This is a genomic window from Pedobacter sp. KBS0701 (assembly GCF_005938645.2).
Lineage (GTDB): Bacteria > Bacteroidota > Bacteroidia > Sphingobacteriales > Sphingobacteriaceae > Pedobacter.
In genome coordinates, this window is the sequence record NZ_CP042171.1 from 147,544 (window position 1) to 169,119 (window position 21,576).

Sequence of the window (21,576 nt, forward strand, 5' to 3'; positions counted from 1 at the left end):
GGACTGCTGCTCCCGAAGAATTACTGGACATCCGTTTCCAAAAATAAAAAAAGATATCGTAAGTAACTGCTAGTGTAGAAATACCTTTATAATTGTTTTAATCCATTTAACTGCTAATGGCTTAATGCCCAGCCTTTGACCCGATCACGAAACACATAATTATATAAACATTTTCGGTAAAAGTATAACATCATGAAAAGCCATACCGCTAGGTTTGTTTAAAATTAAACACACAATGAAAACCTTATTAAAATTATGTGCGATCCAGGTTATTGTACTAATTATGGCTGGCAGTGTATTGGCTCAGGAAAAAGCAGCATCGGTTAGCCCTTTACAAGCTTATTACGAAGTTAAAGACGCCTTAATTAGCAGCAACGCAAGCGTGGCTGGCACCAAGGCTACTGCATTAATTAATGCGATAAAAGCCAATGAAAAAACCAACGCTTCGAAAGTATTACGTGATAAAATATTATTTGATGCCGAACACGTCGCCGAAAGTAAAGATATCGAACATCAAAGAGATCATTTTACGTCTTTATCAACCGATTTTTATGCCTTGGTAAAAGCGGTAAAACTAAACGATAAGCCTGTTTATTATGCTTATTGTCCGATGAAGAAAAGCTATTGGCTAAGCGAAGACGAGGCGATAAAAAATCCATATTATGGTAATAAAATGTTAAGCTGTGGTAAAGTTGCCGAAGTACTTAAATAAAATACACGCTACAAAATGAAATTTATTTTAGCTTGTTGCCTTAGTATTTTGCTCCATAGTTTTGCTTTTGGCCAGCATCAGCATAACGACGTAAAAGCAGCTGAGCCCAAAAAAGCTCCCCGGAAAGCAAGTGATGTGGAAACTTTAGGCAACAATAAGCCGCCGAGGCTTGTGCGCTATGATTTATATGTTGCTGATACAACCGTAACTTTTGGCGGGAAAGCTAAAAGAGCCATTTCGGTGAACGGGCAAATACCCATGCCAACGCTCACCTTTACCGAGGGCGATACCGCAGAAATACATGTGCACAACAGGCTAAAAGAGTCAACTTCATTGCATTGGCACGGGCTATTTCTCCCCAATCAATATGATGGGGTTCCTTATTTAACCCAGATGCCCATTGAGCCCAATAAAACCCATGTTTACCGTTTTCCTATTGTACAGAACGGTACCCATTGGTATCATAGCCACTCAGGTCTGCAGGAGCAGATTGGGATGTACGGAGCGATGATCTTAAATAAAAGAAAAGAGCCTGTTATCCCTACGATACCTGTTGTTTTAAGTGAGTGGACCAATATGAAACCTCACGAAGTTGACAGGCGATTACACAATGCTAATGATTGGTTTGCGATAAAAAAAGGTACAACACAAAGTTATGCCGAAGCCATAAAGGGTGGACACTTTAAAACAAAGCTCACCAACGAACTGAAAAGGATGACTGCCATGGATGTGAGTGACGTATATTACGAAGCATTTTTAGTAAACGGAAAAAATCATTACCAGGTACCAAACAAGCTCAAAGCAGGCGATAAGGTAAGGTTGCGCATTGCTAACGGAGGAGCATCTACTTATTTTTGGCTCACTTATGCTGGCGGTAAAATAACAGTAGTTGCCAATGATGGTAACGATGTAGTGCCGGTAGAAGTAGACCGGCTGATTATTGCCGTATCTGAAACATACGATGTTATTGTAACCGTCCCTGAAAATAAAAGCTACGAGTTTTTGGTCACACCCGAAGACCGTACTCAATCGGCCTCTTTATGGCTGGGTAGTGGACCAAAAATAGCTGCTCAAAAATTACCCAAATTGAAATATTTCGAAGGTATGAAAATGATGAACGAAATGATGGATATGAATGGTAATCTGGTGCAGATGGGAGGCATGAAAATGCAGAACCAGGTGATGGATATGAATGCCGTAATGTATGCTGAACTGGATGATACGGGGACTGATGCTGTTGTTGCTGATGCGCACAAGGCCCATAATATGGGGAGCGACAAAGGCGCAAAAGGCCCTATGATAACATTGAATTATGATATGTTGCGCTCGCCGGAAAAAACGGTTTTATCTAAAGCCCCAACCCGTGAAATGGAGTTTCAGTTAACGGGCAACATGAACCGTTATGTTTGGACTTTGGATCATAAAACCATCTCTGAAGAAGATAAAATCCTCATCAAAAAAGGCGAAAACCTGCGGATCATTTTATACAATAACAGTATGATGCGGCACCCTATGCACCTGCATGGGCACGATTTTAGGGTAATTAATGGCCAGGGCGATTATGCTCCTTTAAAAAATGTACTTGATATTATACCAATGGAACGCGATACCATTGAGTTTAGCGCTTCAGAAAGTGGTGACTGGTTTTTTCACTGCCATATTTTGTATCACATGATGAGTGGAATGGGTAAGATTTTTAGTTATGAAAACTCACCGTTAAACCCCGAAATCCCAAACCCTAAATTGGCACAGCGAAAACTTTTTGCCGATGACAGGATGTTTCATTTTATGGCCGAAAACGATTTTGCCAGCAACGGAAACGACGGTATGGCTATGTTGGGAAATACGCGCTGGAGCATTGGAGCCGAATGGCGATTGGGCTATAATAAAATGCACGGCTTTGAAACCGAAACCCATATTGGCCGGTACGTAGATAGGATGCAGTGGTTAATGCCTTTTGTGGGTTTTGATTGGCGTTACCGGAAGATGGAAGCTGGTGAACCCGAAACCAATATTTTTGGCCAGAAAAGCACAAAAGATAAAAGAAGCATGTTTAGTTTGGGGCTTGCCTACACCTTACCCATGTTGGTAGTAGCGCAGGCAGAAGTGTACCATAATGGTAACGTGCGTTTACAGTTGATGCGTGAAGATATACCGGTTTCTAAGCGATTAAGGGCAAGCTTCATGGTAAATAGTGATAAAGAATTTATGGGTGGACTTAAATTTATTACCACTAAATACATGGGTATTTCTGCCCACTATGATAGCGATATGGGGTTTGGTGCAGGCTTAACGCTTAATTATTGAGCTAACCATTAGTCATCTCCCTTAACAACTTGTCGCATTCGGCAAAGGCATTATACAGATATTTATTGCGGTGTTTTTCGCCCTGACCGCTAACAGAAACCGATTTCATAATCAGGCCCTGCATCCATTGTTTGGTTTGTTTGCAATAGGCCTGGTCTTCGGTTCTTAAATAATTAAAAGTATTAAACCTGTTGTAGCAGGCCATGCGTTCTTTAAAATCAACCAGATAAGCAATGCTTCCCAATACATCGCAGTTATACCAGTTAAAGGTATGGTTAGGATCGATGGTTTTTTTGCTGCTAATGGCATACATATTCATATCGGTAAGGCAATATCTTACCTGCTCTACAATTTTTATAGCCAGTTCAGTATCCGTAAGATGGCCGGCTTCGAATGCATACCTGATCTGTTCGAGTGTACCTGTTACCGTATCTTTAGACCATATTTCGGTGCTTGGTATTTCCAGATAAGTGGCATGCAGCTCTTGCGAAATTTTAATAATTTCATCAGATAAGAAGGAAGAGCTAAACTGTGTTTCGACGTTATTGGCGCTATTTGCCCAGAAGAAGAGTTTAAAACTGGTGAGTTCGGGATACTTGAAAAAATGAAATAAAGGAATATCATCGGTGGTAATGGTGATGTGTTTCTTATTGCTGTTTTTGATGGCTTTTATATTGTCCAATAAATTTCGGAGATAGCCAATCATATCTAAATCTTCATTTACACTTAAATAACTAAAAGTAACCGATAATGATTGTTTCGGGCTATACAGAAAAGGGACGTCGAAAGAATCAGAAAGCTTAATGATCTGTTGGAAAGTAAGGTTGCTGTCGCCCCTGATTTTCTTATAGGCCTCATTGGTGCTTATTCCTAACTCTTCGGCTACGCTCAGTGCCAGGTTCTGGTATTCAGGCAACGCAGCTTTAATGGCTTCAAAAAATAGTGTTTGCTGATTATCCATAAAGATTAATTTTTTAATCAAATATGGTATTTTTTAATAACCAAATGGATTATTACATCAGATTAAATTAACAAAATATAATTTATAATCAATTATATGAGTTCTATTGTTTTCTTTAAAGGTAATTATTTACATCGCAGTAATCTTTAAGATTTATTACAGTTTGTTTCACGCTTTAGATTTGGTTAGAAATTAAACAGCACTACAATGAACAAATTAAGATTTATAAAAGATGAAGGCTCCGAATTCTATAAAGAATTGAACGAGCGAATCGAACAGTATTTTATTGATAATGGGCTACAGAAAACCGGGGATGCAAAAATGTTCTTCAAGATTTTCCTTTACTTCGGTTTGGACATCCTGTTTTACACCTTAATGATTACCAGCCATTCGCTATTTGCGTTTTTCGCTTTTTACCTGCTGATGGGACTTTCTGTTTTGTTAACCGCTTTTAATGTTTCGCACGATGCTACACATGGAGTAGCAGTAAAAAGTAAATTCTGGAACCGGATACTCTTTTCGCTCAGTTTTAACCTACAGGGGAACAACGCTTATGTGTGGGGCAAGAACCATAACGAATCGCACCATTTATATACCAATATAGCGGGCAGTGACATTGATGTGCTGAATAATCCATTATTCAGGATGACCGAATCTCAGCCTTTGTTATGGTTCCATCGGTATCAGTTTATTTATGCGCCCTTTCTTTATCTCTTCTATTCCATTAACTGGTGCTTTTTCAGGGAAATCCTGATGTTGTTCAAACTTTCAAGCCGCACAATTAAAGTGGAGATCCCCCGCATTGAAGTGGTAAAGCTGGTCGTATATAAACTCTTGTATATCGGTTACATGGTCATTTTGCCTGTTTATCTGTTGCCTTTTAGTTGGGCAGTAGTTTTGATGGCTTTCCTGTTGAATCATTTTATCATATCCCTGTTGTTTGTATCGGTGTTAGGTGTTGCACACTTATCAGATTATGTAGCTCATCCGGTGCCTGATCAGGATCATAAATTGAATATGAGCTGGCCAAAGCTGCAATTACTTACCTCAATAGACTATCATGCAGAAAGCAGGTTTTTAAACTGGACACTGGGCGGCTTTAATGCGCATGCGGTACATCACCTGCTTCCTAACGTGTGCCATGTGCACTACCTTAATATTATGCCAATTTTTAAAGCGCTGGCTAAAAAACACAGGCTCACTTATATGGAAATGTCTTACGGCGAATCGCTGGCTTCACATTTCAGGTTTTTGAAAATGATGGGCAGAAGTGAACACTTAATCCCGATGCGATATGAAGGATAAACATATTTATGTAGCGGCTGATAGTCAGTTGCTAAAGGCGATATACAAACGTGTGGAACAGGAATTGGTAATCGATAAATCTACTTTTATGAAGATGGTTGTCGCTAAGTTTATAGTATATTTTTCCCTCACGATATTTGCTTATCTGATCTTGTATAAAATTGCTGACCCGATTGGTTTTATAGGCTGTTTTGCGATATATGGCTTTATCTCGCTGCTCTTTGCTTTTAACTTTTCACACGACTTTTCGCACAATACCATTTTTAAAAGTAAGCAGCTTAACCACATTTGCTTTGTAGCTATTTATACATTGGTTGGGGCACATGCTGAAGCTTGGAAACTGCGTCATGTTAATTCACATCATTATGCGCCAAATGTAGAAGATTATGATTCAGACCTTAAAATATCTAGATTAATCCGCGTGGTGCCGGGTAGCAGATATTATTGGTTTCATGCGTACCAACACCTGTATGCACCATTAGCTTATACAATCTATTCGCTGTTCTGGATTTTTATTAAAGATTTCGTAATTCTGTTTAGTGACGATGGTTATGGCGCCAAAAAGAACATGAGCTATTACCTGTCATTTGTATTCCAAAAATTTATCTATATCAGTTTGTTGCTTGTTTTGCCTATGATTTTTGCAATCCAACCCTGGTATGTGGTGCTAATTGGTTTTTTAATGATGCATCTAAGTCAGTCGTTATTCTTGTTGTTTACCTTTTTTATGACCCACCATGTAGAGGAAACACAATATCCGAAAGCCGATGCGCAGGGTTATATTAATGCCTCCTGGTTAATGAACCAGATCAGGAGTTCAAACGACATGCATCCTTTCAGTAAAACGGCAAACTTTATTTTAGGCGGTTTTAACAATCATATTGCGCATCATTTATTTCCGCACTATCACCATCTGTATTATCCGCAAATCAGTAAAATATTATACGAAATGTTGAATGATAATGGCATAACGCCTAATTGCACCAGTTATTTCGGTGGAATAAAATCTCATTTAAGGCTGCTTAAAAAAATGGGGGTGGCAGCGTAATTCTCATTTATTCAAAAATTGCCGCAGGTTTTTAATTAATGGCACAGCCCCTTGATTTTAAACTGATGGGAACGGTCCTGATTTTCCATTCTACCCTTAGGACACAAATATTCAAGAATAGTTTAGGCATTTTGCTAACCAACTTTAATAAAAAACGGAATTTACCGAAGGACGCCGTCAATCCCAAGTGGCAGAACGATCAAAAAAACAGTTGCAGAATAGGACAAATGGCAATACCAAACCTGAAACGCAGTGGTTTTGTGAAAATACCCCTCAATTTTTCACTTAGCAGAAACGAGCAAAACAAAGTGCCGCTGTTTTTTTGATGAGCGTGAGTCGGTGAGAAGCCACATTGCTGGATTGACAAAGCGCTTTGGGTACTTTGGCGCTCCAAAGTACCATGCCTCCGCGGCATAGAGCGGCAGAAGAATCTTATAACTAATTGTGTCCACGCGGTAGGATTTTCCATCGGGATGAGTGTATCGCGGGGCTGACTATTTTTAGCTGCACTTACTTTCATTTCTAAAAAGTTAGCTTGCAACTAAATTTGAATAATTGAGTTTTTGAATGAGGGAATGACTTATATTTCTCACTCAATCATTCTGTCATTCGAAATTAGTGAAAAGAAGTAACGGGGACTTTAACCTTTTCGGTTACTCCCTGGTTGCTTTTAATCAACCAAAATGCAAAAAACGCACCAACCAATGCCATAGCGGCGCCTACATAAGCGGGCGAAGTATAATCGAAACCATACACTAACGGGAGCCCACCGAAGAAGGCGCCTAAAGCATTACCAATATTAAAACTCGCCTGACTGGCAGAGGCGGCCAGCATTTCGGAGCCTTTGGCACTCTGGATCATCAGCATCTGGATAGGGGCTGCCAATGAGAAAGCGACCGCGCCGGTAACAAAAGTCATAATTAAAGCTAATGGCTGACTTGCAGACACAAAATGCACAATGGTTAAGGTAACCACCATGGTGAGCAACAAAGCTGCAGATGCTTTTGCCGGTGAAAATTTATCAGCCAAACGTCCGCCAATGTAATTGCCGAACATCATGCCTAAACCAGCCAGCATTAATATATAGGTTACAGCATTTGACGAAAAGCCCGCAACATCTGTCATTAACGGAGCGATATAACTGTACCAGGTAAATAGGCCGCCTGTTCCGATAGAGATCATGAAAATGATGATCCATGCTTCTCTTTTTTTGAAAAAACTTAATTCTGCTTTTAAATCGCGGTTTTTTGTCGCTTCTAAAGCGGGCAACCATAATTTTAAACTTAATAGGGTTACCAAACCTACAAATACCACCACGGCAAAAGATATGCGCCAGGAGAAATTGTGTCCAATATAGGTACCCAATGGTACGCCCACAATATTGGCAATGGTTAAACCCATAAACATGAGTGATACGGCCTGTGCAGCTTTCCCTTTCTCTGCAATTCTACTGGCTACTACCGATCCTACACCGAAAAATGCACCATGAGGTAAGCCCGAAAGTAACCGAGCAATAAATAAAGTATTAAAAGTTGGGGCAAAAGCAGAGAAAGCGTTAAAAACGGTGAACATGATCATCAAAGCGATCAATATCATTTTTGGTGGATATTTGCCTGCAATCATAATTAATAACGGGGCACCGATTACTACACCCAATGCATAAGCGGAGATTAAATGCCCGGCTTGTGGAATGGTTACTGCTAAATCTTTTGAGATATCAGGCAATAGGCCCATCATCACAAATTCTGTGATCCCGATGCCTAAACCGCCTAAAGTGAGTGGAAGTAAGTTCTTGTTCATTGTGCCCTTAGTGTTAAAATTACACTATGCAAAGGTAGGGCTTTTTATGGAAGGAGATTGTAAAAATTAGGACATTTATAGGGGGATGGAAGAATGGTTGATAGCCAATAGTTCATTGCTAGATTGGTTCATGGTTGAATTGTTGAGGGCTTATAGTCAGATGGTTCATAGTTGATAGCCAAATAGTTTATGTCCTTATCGCTTAGGCCGTTTGCCAATAAACTATTAAACCCTAAGCCAGTTTACAGTTGCCAGTGACAAATGAACCAATGGCCAGTGAACTAATGAATCATCACCCATCTCACCTTTTACATTTTACATAAAAAAGGTTGCCCCACCCTGTGGAACAACCTTTTTAACCAGTGTAAATTTTATAATGACTTGCTGTAAGCTAAAATCCTGTTGATGGTTTCATCTTGAGGATCTTGAGCCAGTCTATCTAACTTACCTTTTATTTGATCATAAAATAAGTCGATTTCTGCGTCCGATTCGATATCAGTTCCAGGCTGAAACATGTTGGGTGTAGGTAAATTTACATTGTTTTGTGATGTAGAGGTTTTTGTCATAAGCAACTAAATGTGATAAGTTTTATAAACTTAACGATAGTTAAGATGCTTTATTTCAAGCCCTCAAAAAAAATATGTAACATTTTTACTACCCTTTATAGGTCATTTCTTTTGTTTTAAGCATTTTACGCAAATTGCTAAGCGCATAACGCATACGGCCCAAGGCTGTATTAATGCTGACATCAGTTAAATCTGCTATTTCTTTGAAGCTCAAATCTGCATAATGACGCATAAGGAGCACTTCTTTTTGCTCATCAGGCAATAAATGGATCATCGCTTTTAAATCTTTATGGGTTTGATCGCGAAGCATTTTGTCTTCTGCGCTCTCATCATAAAAGTGTAGCATATTGAATACATCCATTCCATCAGCACTGGTGATAATGGGTGTTCTTTTTTCTTTTCTGAAATAATCTATAACCAGGTTATGTGCAATACGCATTACCCAAGGTAAAAACTTACCTTCTTCATTATATCTTCCCGATCGCAGGGTATTGATTACCTTTATAAAAGCATCCTGAAAAATATCCTCTGCCAGATATTGGTCTTTCACCAATAAGTAGATAGAGGTATAAATTTTACTTTTGTGTCTTCTTAAAAGTTCCTGCAATCCATTCTCGTTCCCGGTAATATATACCTTTACCAGGTCCTGATCATTATATGATTGTAAATTCATAGGTTTACCTACACTAAATCCCGTACTATTTGCTAAAAATTAATTTGTAGATGTTTAATTTCTATAGCTTATCTCCTATGTTTTTTGAAATGTGTTAGTTTGGTTTTGAGGTTGTTAATGTTCAAAGAAAGTTATTTTTTTATCAAAAAACAAAAAATAAAATGTTAAAAAATAAATTAACCGTCTCAGTACCCTATTTTTGTATCTTCTTAAAACCCTAACCACATTCTGGGGTTATACATTTATATTCGTTACCATACATGAGCAAAAAAGAGGCCGAAAAAGATCCGCATAAAAATATTATCATAAAAGGTGCCCGGGTGCACAACCTAAAAAATATCGATGTTGCCATTCCAAAAAATAAACTTGTGGTGGTAACGGGCATGTCTGGTTCGGGGAAATCTTCACTAGCATTTGATACTTTATATGCAGAGGGACAGCGCCGGTATGTAGAAAGTTTATCATCGTATGCCCGTCAGTTTATGGGCAGGATGAATAAACCCGATGTTGATTATATTAAAGGTATTGCTCCGGCAATTGCCATCGAACAAAAGGTTATTACTTCCAACCCACGTTCTACCGTTGGTACCTCAACTGAAATTTACGATTACCTGAAACTGCTTTTCTCACGCATAGGGAAAACCATTTCGCCTGTTTCAGGCAAAGAAGTGAAAAAGGATTCGGTAAGTACGGTGGTAGATTATGTAAATGCCATGCCTGAAGATACAACGGTAACCATTTTTTGTCCGTTATATCCGCATAACAACCGTACGATTAAGGAAGAACTGGCTATTTTATTACAAAAGGGATTTTTACGTGTGCTGATCAATGATAAAATAGAAAAGATAGAAGCTGTTTTAGACGATGCTGATTTTAAAGATGAAGAACTCACAGATGATAAAACCGTTCAGATCCTGATCGATCGTATTGTAACCAATCAGGAAGAAGAAACATTAAGCAGACTGGCCGATTCGGCACAGACCGCTTTTTTTGAAGGTAAAGGCGATTGTTATGTAGAAGCCCAGGGTCAAACGAAACATTTTAGCGATCGTTTTGAACTGGATGGAATAAAATTTGAAGAACCTACGCCCAACTTTTTCTCTTTTAACAATCCTTACGGCGCCTGTAAACGCTGCGAAGGTTATGGAAACGTAATCGGCATTGATGAAGATCTGGTAATTCCTGATAAAAGCAAGAGTGTTTATGATAATGCCATTGCCCCATGGCGTGGCGAAAAAATGAACGTCTGGTTGCAAAACTTTATTAAAGCTGCTCCGAAATTCGATTTTCCTATTCACCGTTCCTATAGTGCGCTTACTGAAAAAGAACAGCAATTACTTTGGACCGGCAATAAATATTTTGCTGGATTGAATGCTTTTTTCAAGGAACTGGAAGAGCAGACTTATAAAATCCAGTACCGCGTGATGTTATCACGCTACCGTGGAAAAACCACTTGTCCGGATTGTAAAGGCTCGCGTTTGCGTAAAGATGCCTCGTACGTTAAAATAGCAGAAAAATCAATTATCGATGTGGTTTTAATGCCATTATCGAAAGCTTTAGTTTTCTTTAATGAACTGAAATTAAATGCGAACGATACCAAAATTGCCAAACGTTTGCTGGCAGAAATTGATAACCGTTTCCTGTATTTAAACAATGTTGGTTTGGGTTACCTTACCTTAAACCGTTTGTCCAATACTTTATCAGGAGGAGAATCGCAGAGGATCAATTTGGCGACTTCATTGGGAAGTAGTTTAGTGGGTTCTATTTACGTTTTGGACGAACCAAGTATCGGTTTGCATCCACGTGATACCAATAAACTGATTGAAGTATTGATTTCGCTTCGTAATGTTGGTAATACCGTTATAGTGGTAGAGCACGAAGAAGAAATGATGCGTGCAGCCGATCATATTATCGATATAGGTCCGGAGGCAGGTACTCATGGGGGTAATCTGGTTTTCAGTGGTAACTACGAGGAGATTTTAAAAGATAAAAATAGCTTAACAGGCCGCTACCTGTCTGGCGTAGAAAAAATTGCCATTCCGGATAAACGCCGTAAATGGAAAGACCACATCCTGATTAAAGGTGCCAGGGAAAACAACCTGCAGCATATTGATGTGAAATTTCCGCTAGGTGTTTTTACTGCCGTAAGTGGTGTTTCGGGATCGGGTAAAACCAGTTTGGTTAAAAAGATTTTATATCCGGCATTACAGAAAGCTATCGGAAATTATGCTGGTGAACAAACCGGTGCTTACGATGGTATTTTCGGTAACTACGATCTGGTAAGTGCTGTAGAAATGGTTGATCAGAACCCGATTGGCCGTTCCAGCCGTTCAAATCCGGTTACTTATGTCAAAGCCTGGGATGATATCCGAGCACTTTTTTCAGGCTTGCCAGCTGCAAAGGCGGCTGGACTGAAACCTGCTGCTTTCTCGTTTAACGTTGAAGGTGGCCGTTGCGATGTTTGCCAGGGTGAAGGTGAGGTAAAGATCGAAATGCAGTTTATGGCAGATATTTATCTGCCTTGCGAAGCTTGCAACGGCAAACGCTTTAAGCAACAGGTGTTAGATATCACTTATAAAGAAAAAAATGTTTCCGAGATTTTGGATATGACCATTGATGAAGCGGTTGATTTCTTTAAGGATGAACAGAAAATCCTGAATAAGCTAAATCCCCTGGTTGATGTGGGTTTGGGATATGTGCATCTGGGGCAATCATCAAATACTTTATCGGGCGGTGAGGCGCAGCGGATCAAGCTGGCTTCGTTTCTGATTAAGGGCAATAATGCCAATAAAACGGTATTTATTTTTGATGAGCCAACCACTGGTTTGCACTTCCATGATATCAAAAAACTCTTAAAAGCATTAAATACACTTATTGAACAAGGGAATACCATTTTGGTTATCGAACACAATATGGATATGATTAAATGTGCCGATTGGGTTATCGATATTGGCCCTGAAGGAGGTGATGCCGGTGGTAATGTGGTATTTGAAGGAGTGCCTGAAGAATTGGTTAAAGTAAAAAATTCGTACACCGGAAAATATTTAGCATCGCATTTAAATTTAAATCCATAATTTCGGCAATGCTTTTTCTAACGTTTTTCATCGGCATCGCTCTCAATGCCATGGGTTATATTCCCCCGGGCAACATCAATCTTACTGTTGCGCAGCTAGCCATTAACAAGGGTATGCGCCAGGTTTGGTATTTTATTCTATCATTCTCCTGCGTAGAAGTGTTTTTTACTTTCGGGATGATGCGTTTTGCGAGATGGGCCATGAGCGACATCAATCCGAATGAGGCGGTAAGCGAAGTGCGATTGAGTACCCTGGTTGATTGCTTTATGATTGTAATGTTTCTGGTAATGGGCACCATTACCTGGAGAAACCGAAAGAAAGTACCTAAAACGAGCAATAAAAAAGAAGATAAACGCAGCGGAAGTGTTTTGTACGGATTAATTCTGGGCGTTTTAAACCCTGTTCAGATTCCATTCTGGTTGTTTTTTGGAAATTACGTAATTTTACATCAATGGATCCAGACCGATTACCTCTCACTAGTGATATTTAGTTTGGGTTCGGGTGTAGGCTCGTCTCTGGCCCTTTATATATATGCCCATTTTGCAACGTATATTCAGGAAAAATTTGCACTAAGCAGTTTGATTATCAATAAATCTATAGCGATATTTTTGTTCGCACTAGCAGCCTATCTGGTTGTCAAACAGGTAATTGTTATTCTATAAATCTAATTCAAGGTCTGTGTTTCCACAGGCCTTTTGTTTTGCCATTTTAACGAATTTTTTTCTCACGGACGATTTGTTCGTAGTTCTTTTTTTGCCACGGAGGCACGGAAAGCACGGAATTAGTATGATTGGTTTATGGTGTCGAATAAGGTTGTCAGTTTGAGCTCATCGAAGACTAATCCAAGGTTTTTGTTTCCATAGGTTTTTTGTTTTTAGTCTAGTCTTTATAATGAATTTTTTCATTATAAAGCTGTTTTTTTCATTCTGTGAGGGCACAGACCGGTGAATAAACAGTTGATTGTTATTTTATAATCCAGCCGGTTTCTGTACCAGCGCTGCCGATGAGTTGATAATTGCCAAAAGTACCTAAAAGGCTTACCGTTTGCCCTTCGTTTAAAGTCGTTTTAATCGCCGCTAAACTATCGGGTTTATCGTAAACTTTTTGCTGAAGTAAATTTATTTTAAGCTTTTTTATTGGCTCAGTTACTTGTACAAGTTTGTTGCTTTGAATAAAACCTGTGCTTCCATCTGGCAGTTCTGCCTTATAATAATTTCCTGTTGCAGCATTTGCCTCTACAATTGTACCCGCGTTAAGTGTAGCCAACACAGTTGCTTTACTTTGCGGCGAAGAAAACATTTTAACGGCAGATGTGGTCCTTAAGGTTTTATTTAATTTAGTGCCCGAAGCGGTAACGGCAGCCGGAGTTTTGGTTACAGGATCAATAAAAGGAAGTGGATTTACCGCACCATTAAAAGTATAAATACCAAAGTGTAAATGGGTAGGGGTAGTACGGGCATTGCCGGTATTTCCCATAAGTCCTAAAGTATCGCCAATTTTTACTTCCTGTCCTTCAATAGCAATCTGTTCATCCAAATGGGCATAATATAAGGTGTAATCTTTGTCTTTTGGGCGCATCCATACTACTTTTCCACCCAGGTTATTTTCATTTACCCTTGTTACCTTTCCTTCCGAAATCGCCAGAACAGGTGTTCTGAAATTACCGAAAATGTCTACACCTTCATGTTTCCTTGCATCATTATCCCTGCCATCTCCCCAATAACTTTTTATACTGTTGGTGTTTTTTGATTTTATGGGGAAAGCAAGCGATGGACCAGTGGTAATTTCTAATTCGTAAGCCACATTCTGCAGCAGTTCTGGTTGTAACCTGATCAAATAGGTGCCCGTTTGATCAATATCGAAAACAATTGGATTATTTAAAGTATCGGCCGAGGCAATAAGTTTTTGGGTCTGATCCTTGCTATACCAAACATCCATATAAATCAAAGCACCACCCGAAGGTGTTTTGTTCAGCTTCATGTTTAATTTTTGCCCTTTGGTTGCATTGAATTTATAAGCAGTCGCCGGAACTTTATCCGCGGCAAAATAACCGTTCTCCCTGTATGGGATATTAATATTCAGTGCTTTTTGCGTACTCATAACAGCGGCATTTAACCATGCCGAACCCATTGCCGTTTTATCCAGACCTACATTTATCAGCTTTTTTTGATATTGCTCATGTGGACTAGCGGCCTTAAATAGGTTAACAGATCCTGTTTTGCAGGAAAGTATGGCCATTATAAAAGCAATAGAAAAAAGCCACAGCATGGATCGGAAAGTTTTCATTACGTTAAGCTTTTTTTAAGCGGTTAAAAACGGCTGCCGTTACCAGCCCGCCGATTACATACCACGCTACCGTTAATATCTTTGTTTTACCTGTTTTAGTGACAGGAGTATCATCCAATCCAACTTTATCAGGGATGTTTATTGCGCCCAAGCCAGCGGTAATGCCTGCAATTGCACCTTTCACATAGATGTTTTTTTTGTCTCCTAAACCAATTGCACTATAATATAAGCCATTGCTTATGATGTCACCGGCTAGGGTGGCCAGATAGAGATTATTTCCATCAGGAGCTTCCAGGTTTAAAAGGTTCATCGATTTTGACAGCGCCTGTTCGCCCAAAAGATCAATTCTGGGTGCATCAGGATCAAGCCGCTTAACACTTTCATGCAATATATTCAAGGCTGCAGCACCTGCAAAGCCGGCGATTAACGATTTAAGTAGTTTCATAATAGCATAATCCCTGCAAGTGGTAAATTGTTTTATTGGTTTAAATTTTATGCTTTGCATAGCTGTTTCCGATCTTTTTTTGTTATAAAATTGATACACAGATAAGGTTCTGTTAACCTAATGATAACATGAAATTTATGTTTAAGAAGTTTGGTCACGCTAATATTGGGCTTTAATACAAAACATATTTTATCCTTATGTCTAACAGACGGTTTTTTCTAAAAAATAGTCTGGCTGCTGCGGTTGTGGCCAGTATTTCGCCGGTGCTATCCTCATTTGCCGATGAACAACATCCTGTTTCTGCTAAATCTGGTAAAGCGCCCAAATTACGTTTCGCCATCGCATCCGATGGTCACTATGGCCAGCCGGGTACGGAATATAAACTCCATCACGAAAATATTGTAAGATGGCTGAACGAATTGCATGATAAAAACCCGCTGAACTTTGTCATCATCAATGGCGATCTGGTTCATGATCGTCCTGATTTGTTACCTGAAGTGAAAAAAGATTATTACGATAAACTCAAGGTTCCTTTTTACGCTATTCCAGGTAATCACGATCACGCGGACACCAGGATTTGGAAATCGGTTTTTGGTTACGGGGATAATTTTTCTTTCGAAAAAAATGGGGTGGGTTTTGTTTTGGCCAATACTTCTGATACCAAAGGAACTTATTTATGCCCTGACAACGATTTTTTAAAACAGGAACTAGACAAATTTAAAAACCTGAAAACTGTTTTTGTGGTATTGCATATTCCACCACATTTCTGGGTGCCGGAAAGTCCGTTTGTCGATTGTCCGGATACGATTAAACTTTTGCACAGTTATGCAAATGTAAAAGCTGTTTTTCATGGGCACGACCATAGTCTTGATGCTGTTTTTTATACCGATAAATTGCCTCATTTTTTTGATGCACACATTGGTGGCAACTGGGGCACGGCTTATAAAGGTTACCGGATTGTTGAGGTTGATGAAAATGATAAGATCCAGACTTATCAGGTAAATGCCAGTAGCTCGCCATTGTTAAACGAAACAAAGTTCTAAAATATCCATTAGATGAAAAAGACATTTTTGATGCTCATCTTTGCCGGTGCCGTATTAAACTGTGCTGCCCAAAAGCTAAGCGAAACCAAAACAGATGTTAAAGTGGGAACGAATGCGGCTCAGCCTTTTCTGTTTTCTTTAAATACCTTAACTGCAGAGAACCCACGTTGGAATATCCATTATTCAGGTAGTTACGGAGAAAGAACCAGCGGGCAGTTTGGTTATGATGGCCTAGGACAACAATTTGGTGTTAAAGGGTATTTAGGCAGCAGGTTTACCTTGTATGCCACTGCAGCCATCGGTTTTGCCAATTCAGGAGGCATTACCTCTGCCGAACAGGCTGAAGTAATCAGAGATTTGCTGGGAGGTAAGGATATTGCCGGCTTCAGGCTTGGCGCAGGTTTAGGTTTGAGCAGAGACTGGTCTAACACAGGTTCGGCGATAAGCCGGATTACAGCTTCATTTGACCAGACAAACTGGAGAATGGCGGGTAACCTTCGTTTCGAAAAAGCTTTTGATAAAACAAGGGACAAGCTTGATTTTATTACCAGTTTTGGGTATCAGCACCGTGTTTCCAACGTATTGTATCTTGGATTCGAAGCCTTAGGGCAGGATTTAGAAGGATTTTGGGAAAAAGACGAGGCAGAAGGTGGTGCAAAGGTAATGATCGGACCATCAATCAATCTGGAGCCAAACCATTCAAAACTTTCATTCTCTATTTCCGGAGGACCTGTTTTTTACGCCACCCGCAGTCAGGCTATTCCATCAGAGGCCATCCGCGAAATCGGTTCGGTAGCATCGGGCAATGGCTATACCATCAGGGCCCTTGTAAACTTTAATCTTCACCGGTAATTTCAAGATCAACACAATGAAAAAATCACATATCCTTATTCTTCTTACGTTTTTGCTTGTACAGCGGGGCTTTGCACAATGGCCTGGTAAAAATGAAAGCACCCAACAGATTTTATTGCCAAATGGATGGAAACTGAGTCCTGCGGGGCACTCCTTACAATTGGGCGATCTGCCTTTAAATATGCAGTTAAGCGCATCGGGCAAGTACCTGGCCATTACTAATAACGGGCAAAGTACGCAGTCGCTTCAATTGATTGATGCCAAAACCGAAAAGATTATCGATGAAAAAGTTTTGAGCAAATCATGGTATGGCATTGCCTTTAGTAAAGATGAAAAACATCTTTATGCCTCCGGCGGCAACGATAACTGGATTCTGGATTTTAATATCCAGAACAATAAACTGGGCAAAAGCGATACCATTAAACTGGGGCCGGTTTGGCCAAAAGGAAAAATCAGTCCGGCAGGCATTGTGGTAAACAAAAACAACAGTAAATTATATACGGTAACCAAAGAAGACAGCAGTTTATACATCATCAACCCTGCTGAAAAGCAGATACTAAAGAAAATTCAGTTGCCTGCAATTGCCTATAGCTGTGTTTTAGCTGCAGATGAAAGTAAGCTATATGTATCACTTTGGGGCGGGAAATCGGTCGCGGTTATCGATCTGGCCGCTGAAAACATCGAAAGGCTTATCCCTGTAGGTGATCATCCAAACGAACTTTTACTCAATAAAAAAGGGAATACTTTGTTTGTGGCCAATGCAAATGATAATACCGTTTCAGTAATTAATACCTTAAACAATAAGGTGATCGAAACCATTGCCACAACACTTTATGCCACACAGTTAACAGGCTCTACCACCAACGGTTTGGCTTTAAGCGCCAATGAGAAAACCTTGTACATTGCCAATGCCGATAACAACTGTTTAGCCGTTTTTGATGTAAGCAAGCCCGGGGTGAGCCAGAGCCAGGGTTTTATCCCGGTAGGCTGGTACCCAACAAGTGTCAAAGTATTGTGCTCGAAAATTTTGGTTACCAATGGCAAAGGCAATACCTCTATGGCCAATCCTAAGGGGCCGCAACCCATTTCTCAGGTAGATAATAGCGGTTACCAGATGGGAAGTACCGCTAATAGCAGGCTGCAATATATAGCAGGATTGTTTAAAGGAACCTTATCTTTTATAGATGCGCCAAAACCTGAACAATTAAAAATATACACCAAACAAGTTTATGCCAATACCCCATTTACCGATAAGCGAACAGTTACTGCCGATGGTGAAGCGGGAAATCCAATTCCACGTAAACAGGGAGAAAAATCGCCTATTAAACATGTTTTTTATATCATTAAAGAAAACAGAACCTACGATCAGGTACTTGGCGATTTACCAAAAGGAAACGGCGATTCTACGTTAACCCTATTTGGAAGAAAAATTACCCCTAACCAGCATGCTTTTGCTGAGAATTATGTGCTGCTTGATAATTTTTATGTGGATGCCGAAGTAAGTGCAGATGGACACAACTGGAGCATGGCCGCTTACGCCACAGATGTAGTGGAAAAAACCTGGCCAACCAGTTATGGCGCACGCGGTGGCAGCACAACTTTTGAAGGAGGTCGTCCGGTTACCTACCCAAAAGGAGGTTTTATCTGGGATTACTGTCAGCGGGCAGGCGTAAGTTACCGCAGTTATGGCGAGTTTGGCGATTATGGCAAAGCGAATATTAAATCGCTGCAAGGCCACATGTGTGCTGCGTCGCCAGGTTTTGATATGGACATTAAAGATCAGGTACGGGTAGATGCCTGGCAGCACGATTTCGATTCTCTATTGGTTGCAGGTATGGTACCGCAGTTTAATACCTTAAGAATATCTAACGACCATACCAGCGGACAAAAGAAAGGGAAGTACTCACCGCAGGCAGCAGTTGCCGATAATGATTTAGCCGTGGGACGTATTTTGGAACATTTATCGCACAGTAAAATCTGGAAAGAGTCAGTTGTTTTTATCTTGGAAGATGACGCACAGAATGGCCCGGATCATGTTGATGCACATCGTTCGCCAGCTTACGTAGTTGGACCTTATGTAAAGAGAAATACACCTGTGCATACCATGTATTCTACTTCTGGTTTTTTGAGAACGATGGAACTTATTTTAGGCCTGCCGCCAATGAGCCAGTACGATGCTGCAGCCATGCCACTATATGAATGTTTTACGGCTACGCCTGATTTTACACCTTACAATGTAATTCAGCCGCTTATCGATTTAGATACCAGAAATGTTGCCCTGAACGAAAGCAGCAAACGCTCTGAACTGTTCAACCTTGCCAAGGAAGATTCTGCACCGGATTTAGATTTAAACGAAGTGGTGTGGAAATCAGTTAAAGGCGAGCAATCGGTAATGCCAGCGCCAAAGCGGAGTGCTTTCGTGATTTTGGAGAAGAAGAAAAAAGATGATGATGATTAGGGCTTAACTATAATCTCATTTTAAACAAAAAGGCAATTTTCAATTAAGAAAATTGCTTTTTTGTTTATGTTTTTCCTTTCGCTACACGCCAAACTCCCCGCGCTAAACTGATTTATAATTTCCAGTCCGGTCTTTCGAAATGACAGGTATAACCGTAAGGGTTTTTCTGTAAATAATCCTGATGTTCTTCCTCTGCATTCCAAAAATCAGTTTCCGGTACCACTTCAGTTACAATTTTGCCCGGCCATTTGCCTGAAGCATCCAACTCTGCAATTAATGCATCGGCCGTATTTTTTTGTTCTTCACTATTATAAAATATGGCTGATCGGTACGATGTACCTACATCATTTCCCTGTCTGTTGCGTGTGCTCGGATCATGGATCTGGAAAAAATATTCCAATAACTTACGGTAGCTTAAAACATTGGGATCAAAGGTAACTTCAATGGCTTCGGCATGTGTACCATGGTTCCGGTAGGTGGCATTGGGCACATCGCCACCAGTATAACCTACAACCGTAGAAATTACACCTGGGTAATGACGGATGAGTTCTTCTACTCCCCAAAAGCAGCCGCCTGCAAGAATGGCTTTTTCAGTATTCATATATCTTTCCTCTTTTTTAATTAATTAAAGATACGGCGAAGATGTGTAAAAGGAAAGTAAAGAAGGGTTACTGTTTAGTTGTATGGTTCAGTAGATGATGACAAATGATAAGATAAGCTGTTTTTGTCAATCCTGAGGTATAATTTATAGGATAAAAATCAATTTAGTTGACAGCAATTAATCTATGTGTAAAAATCCCCCGAGTTACCGTCATTTCGAGCGGACCCGATAGCCATCGGGTGCAACGCAGTCGAGAACCCGAAGGCTCTGCGAAGCAAAATCTAACTAAACAGATCTCTCCACTTCGCGTTGCTCTGGTCGAGATGACGACCGAACTAGTAGATTCTGTCAATGGTAGTGTAGTAGAAGGATCTTTTACACGTCAAATTTCATAATCATATATTCCTCAGGTGGTTAAATACATCCAGGGTCTTCGACTACGCTGAGACTAACAAATTTAGGCGACCGCAAGCTTATGTTTTGGAGCGCAAGGCCTGTACATAACACTGAATTTCTTCCCGTCTTCCGCTTTTACGCTTCGCTTCCTCGTACCTCGTTGCTGCAGGGTAACGCTTCAGCCGGGGCTAATGAAGTACTGCAGCTTTTCATTTGTGAGTTTGCAGGGCGCATAAGCCCTTATTCCTAAACCCGACAGCAGCGGTTCCGGTCCTTCATCGGAATTAGCGAATGGCGGGACTGGTAGCCGCCAAGAACTACAGATCGCTCATTTCCTAATTCTAACAAATGTTCTATTTCGGTTGGTGAGATACCAACCGATAGGCTAATGAAGTACTGCAGCTTTTCATTTGTGAGTTTGCAGGGCGCATAAGCCCTTATTCCTAAACCCGACAGCAGCGGTTCCGGTCCTTCATCGGAATTAGCGAATGGCGGGACTGGTAGCCGCCAAGAACTACAGATCGCTCATTTTCTAATTCTAACAAATGTTCTATTTCGGTTGGTGAGACACCAACCGATAGGATAAAGAAGGATCTTTTACACGTCAAATTACATAATCATATATTCCTCAGGTGGTTAAACACATCCAGCGTCTTCGACAACGCTCAAACTGATAAATTTAGGCAACTGCAAGCTTATGTTTTGGAGCGCAAGGCCTGTACATAACACTGAATTTCTTCCCGTCTTCCGCTTTTACGCTTCGCTTCCTCGTACCTCGTTGCTGCAGGGTAACGCTTCAGCCGGGGCTAATGAGGTACTGCAGCTTTTCATTTGTGAGTTTGCGGGAGCACCAACCTTTGTTTATAAACCCGACAGCAGCGGCAGCCTCCGATTAAGCACCGGTTTATATTATATTTTGGTGTGCTTGCTTGTTTCACAGGTCTTCTATCGGAGCTATAGCGAATGGCGGGACTGGTAGCCGGCAAGAACCACAGGTCGCACATTTTCTAATTCTAATAAATGTTCTATTTCGGTCGGTGAGACACCAA

General features: G+C 40.3%; 16 protein-coding genes. 9 read left to right on the forward strand and 7 right to left on the reverse strand.

Going from position 1 to position 21,576, the window contains the following annotated elements; translation table 11 throughout:
* Positions 1-235 precede the first annotated feature (235 nt).
* Together FFJ24_RS00595 and FFJ24_RS00600 are read left to right on the forward strand one after the other, a co-directional pair.
* Positions 236-712, forward strand: a complete 477-nt coding sequence (locus tag FFJ24_RS00595) for a DUF3347 domain-containing protein (protein ID WP_138820265.1) — start codon at positions 236-238, stop codon at positions 710-712.
* 15 nt (positions 713-727) lie between these two features.
* Entirely contained in the window at positions 728-3,019 is a 2,292-nt protein-coding gene (locus tag FFJ24_RS00600; protein WP_138820267.1) for a multicopper oxidase domain-containing protein, read from the forward strand.
* 1 nt (position 3,020) lies between these two features.
* Here FFJ24_RS00600 and FFJ24_RS00605 read toward each other — a convergent pair whose 3' ends face one another.
* The gene (locus FFJ24_RS00605; RefSeq protein WP_138820269.1) at positions 3,021-3,980 is read right to left on the reverse strand and encodes a hypothetical protein; all 960 of its coding nucleotides are present in this window, start codon (positions 3,978-3,980) and stop codon (positions 3,021-3,023) included.
* A gap of 207 nt (positions 3,981-4,187) precedes the next feature.
* On the opposite strand from FFJ24_RS00605, the gene FFJ24_RS00610 reads away from it, so the two are divergent.
* Both FFJ24_RS00610 and FFJ24_RS00615 read left to right on the forward strand, forming a co-directional pair.
* A complete protein-coding gene (locus tag FFJ24_RS00610) occupies positions 4,188-5,285 on the forward strand; it encodes an acyl-CoA desaturase (protein ID WP_138820270.1) in 1,098 nt (365 codons plus the stop codon).
* The gene (locus tag FFJ24_RS00615; RefSeq protein WP_138820272.1) at positions 5,275-6,333 is read left to right on the forward strand and encodes a fatty acid desaturase; all 1,059 of its coding nucleotides are present in this window, start codon (positions 5,275-5,277) and stop codon (positions 6,331-6,333) included. Before FFJ24_RS00610 ends, FFJ24_RS00615 begins: the two co-directional genes overlap by 11 nt.
* Before the next feature lie 615 nt (positions 6,334-6,948).
* On the opposite strand, the gene FFJ24_RS00620 is transcribed toward FFJ24_RS00615, so the two are convergent.
* The 3 genes from FFJ24_RS00620 to FFJ24_RS00630 all read right to left on the reverse strand — a co-directional run bounded on the left by FFJ24_RS00620 (position 6,949) and on the right by FFJ24_RS00630 (position 9,372).
* The gene (locus FFJ24_RS00620) at positions 6,949-8,133 is read right to left on the reverse strand and encodes an MFS transporter (protein WP_138820274.1); all 1,185 of its coding nucleotides are present in this window, start codon (positions 8,131-8,133) and stop codon (positions 6,949-6,951) included.
* 371 nt (positions 8,134-8,504) lie between these two features.
* A complete protein-coding gene (locus FFJ24_RS00625) occupies positions 8,505-8,699 on the reverse strand; it encodes a hypothetical protein (RefSeq protein WP_138820276.1) in 195 nt (64 codons plus the stop codon).
* 88 nt (positions 8,700-8,787) lie between these two features.
* Entirely contained in the window at positions 8,788-9,372 is a 585-nt protein-coding gene (locus tag FFJ24_RS00630; protein ID WP_057933765.1) for an RNA polymerase sigma factor, read from the reverse strand.
* A 260-nt stretch (positions 9,373-9,632) separates the two neighbouring features.
* On the opposite strand from FFJ24_RS00630, the gene uvrA reads away from it, so the two are divergent.
* Positions 9,633-12,446, forward strand: a complete 2,814-nt coding sequence (gene uvrA, locus FFJ24_RS00635; protein ID WP_138820278.1) for an excinuclease ABC subunit UvrA — start codon at positions 9,633-9,635, stop codon at positions 12,444-12,446.
* 8 nt (positions 12,447-12,454) lie between these two features.
* Entirely contained in the window at positions 12,455-13,108 is a 654-nt protein-coding gene (locus FFJ24_RS00640; RefSeq protein WP_138820280.1) for a LysE family transporter, read from the forward strand.
* A 301-nt stretch (positions 13,109-13,409) separates the two neighbouring features.
* Here the strand turns inward: FFJ24_RS00640 and FFJ24_RS00645 are convergent, their stop codons facing one another.
* Positions 13,410-14,732 (reverse strand): M23 family metallopeptidase, encoded by a 1,323-nt coding sequence (locus FFJ24_RS00645; protein WP_138820282.1) that lies wholly within the window; start codon positions 14,730-14,732, stop codon positions 13,410-13,412.
* A 4-nt stretch (positions 14,733-14,736) separates the two neighbouring features.
* On the reverse strand, positions 14,737-15,237 hold the full coding sequence (locus tag FFJ24_RS00650; protein ID WP_246862709.1) for a hypothetical protein: 501 nt from the start codon (positions 15,235-15,237) through the stop codon (positions 14,737-14,739).
* A 137-nt stretch (positions 15,238-15,374) separates the two neighbouring features.
* Between FFJ24_RS00650 and FFJ24_RS00655 the strand changes: the two genes are divergently transcribed.
* From FFJ24_RS00655 to FFJ24_RS00665, 3 genes are read left to right on the forward strand one after another with little or no spacing between them, the layout of a single operon-like run.
* Complete coding sequence (locus tag FFJ24_RS00655) at positions 15,375-16,220, forward strand: metallophosphoesterase (RefSeq protein ID WP_138820284.1); 846 nt, start codon at positions 15,375-15,377, stop codon at positions 16,218-16,220.
* Between the two features lie 12 nt (positions 16,221-16,232).
* A complete protein-coding gene (locus FFJ24_RS00660; protein ID WP_138820286.1) occupies positions 16,233-17,072 on the forward strand; it encodes a hypothetical protein in 840 nt (279 codons plus the stop codon).
* A gap of 16 nt (positions 17,073-17,088) precedes the next feature.
* Positions 17,089-19,530: a bifunctional YncE family protein/alkaline phosphatase family protein gene (locus FFJ24_RS00665; RefSeq protein ID WP_138820287.1), complete on the forward strand. Its 2,442-nt coding sequence runs from the start codon at positions 17,089-17,091 to the stop codon at positions 19,528-19,530.
* Positions 19,531-19,642: 112 nt separating this feature from the next.
* Here the strand turns inward: FFJ24_RS00665 and msrA are convergent, their stop codons facing one another.
* Complete coding sequence (msrA, locus tag FFJ24_RS00670) at positions 19,643-20,131, reverse strand: peptide-methionine (S)-S-oxide reductase MsrA (protein WP_138820289.1); 489 nt, start codon at positions 20,129-20,131, stop codon at positions 19,643-19,645.
* Between the last annotated feature and the right edge of the window lie 1,445 nt (positions 20,132-21,576).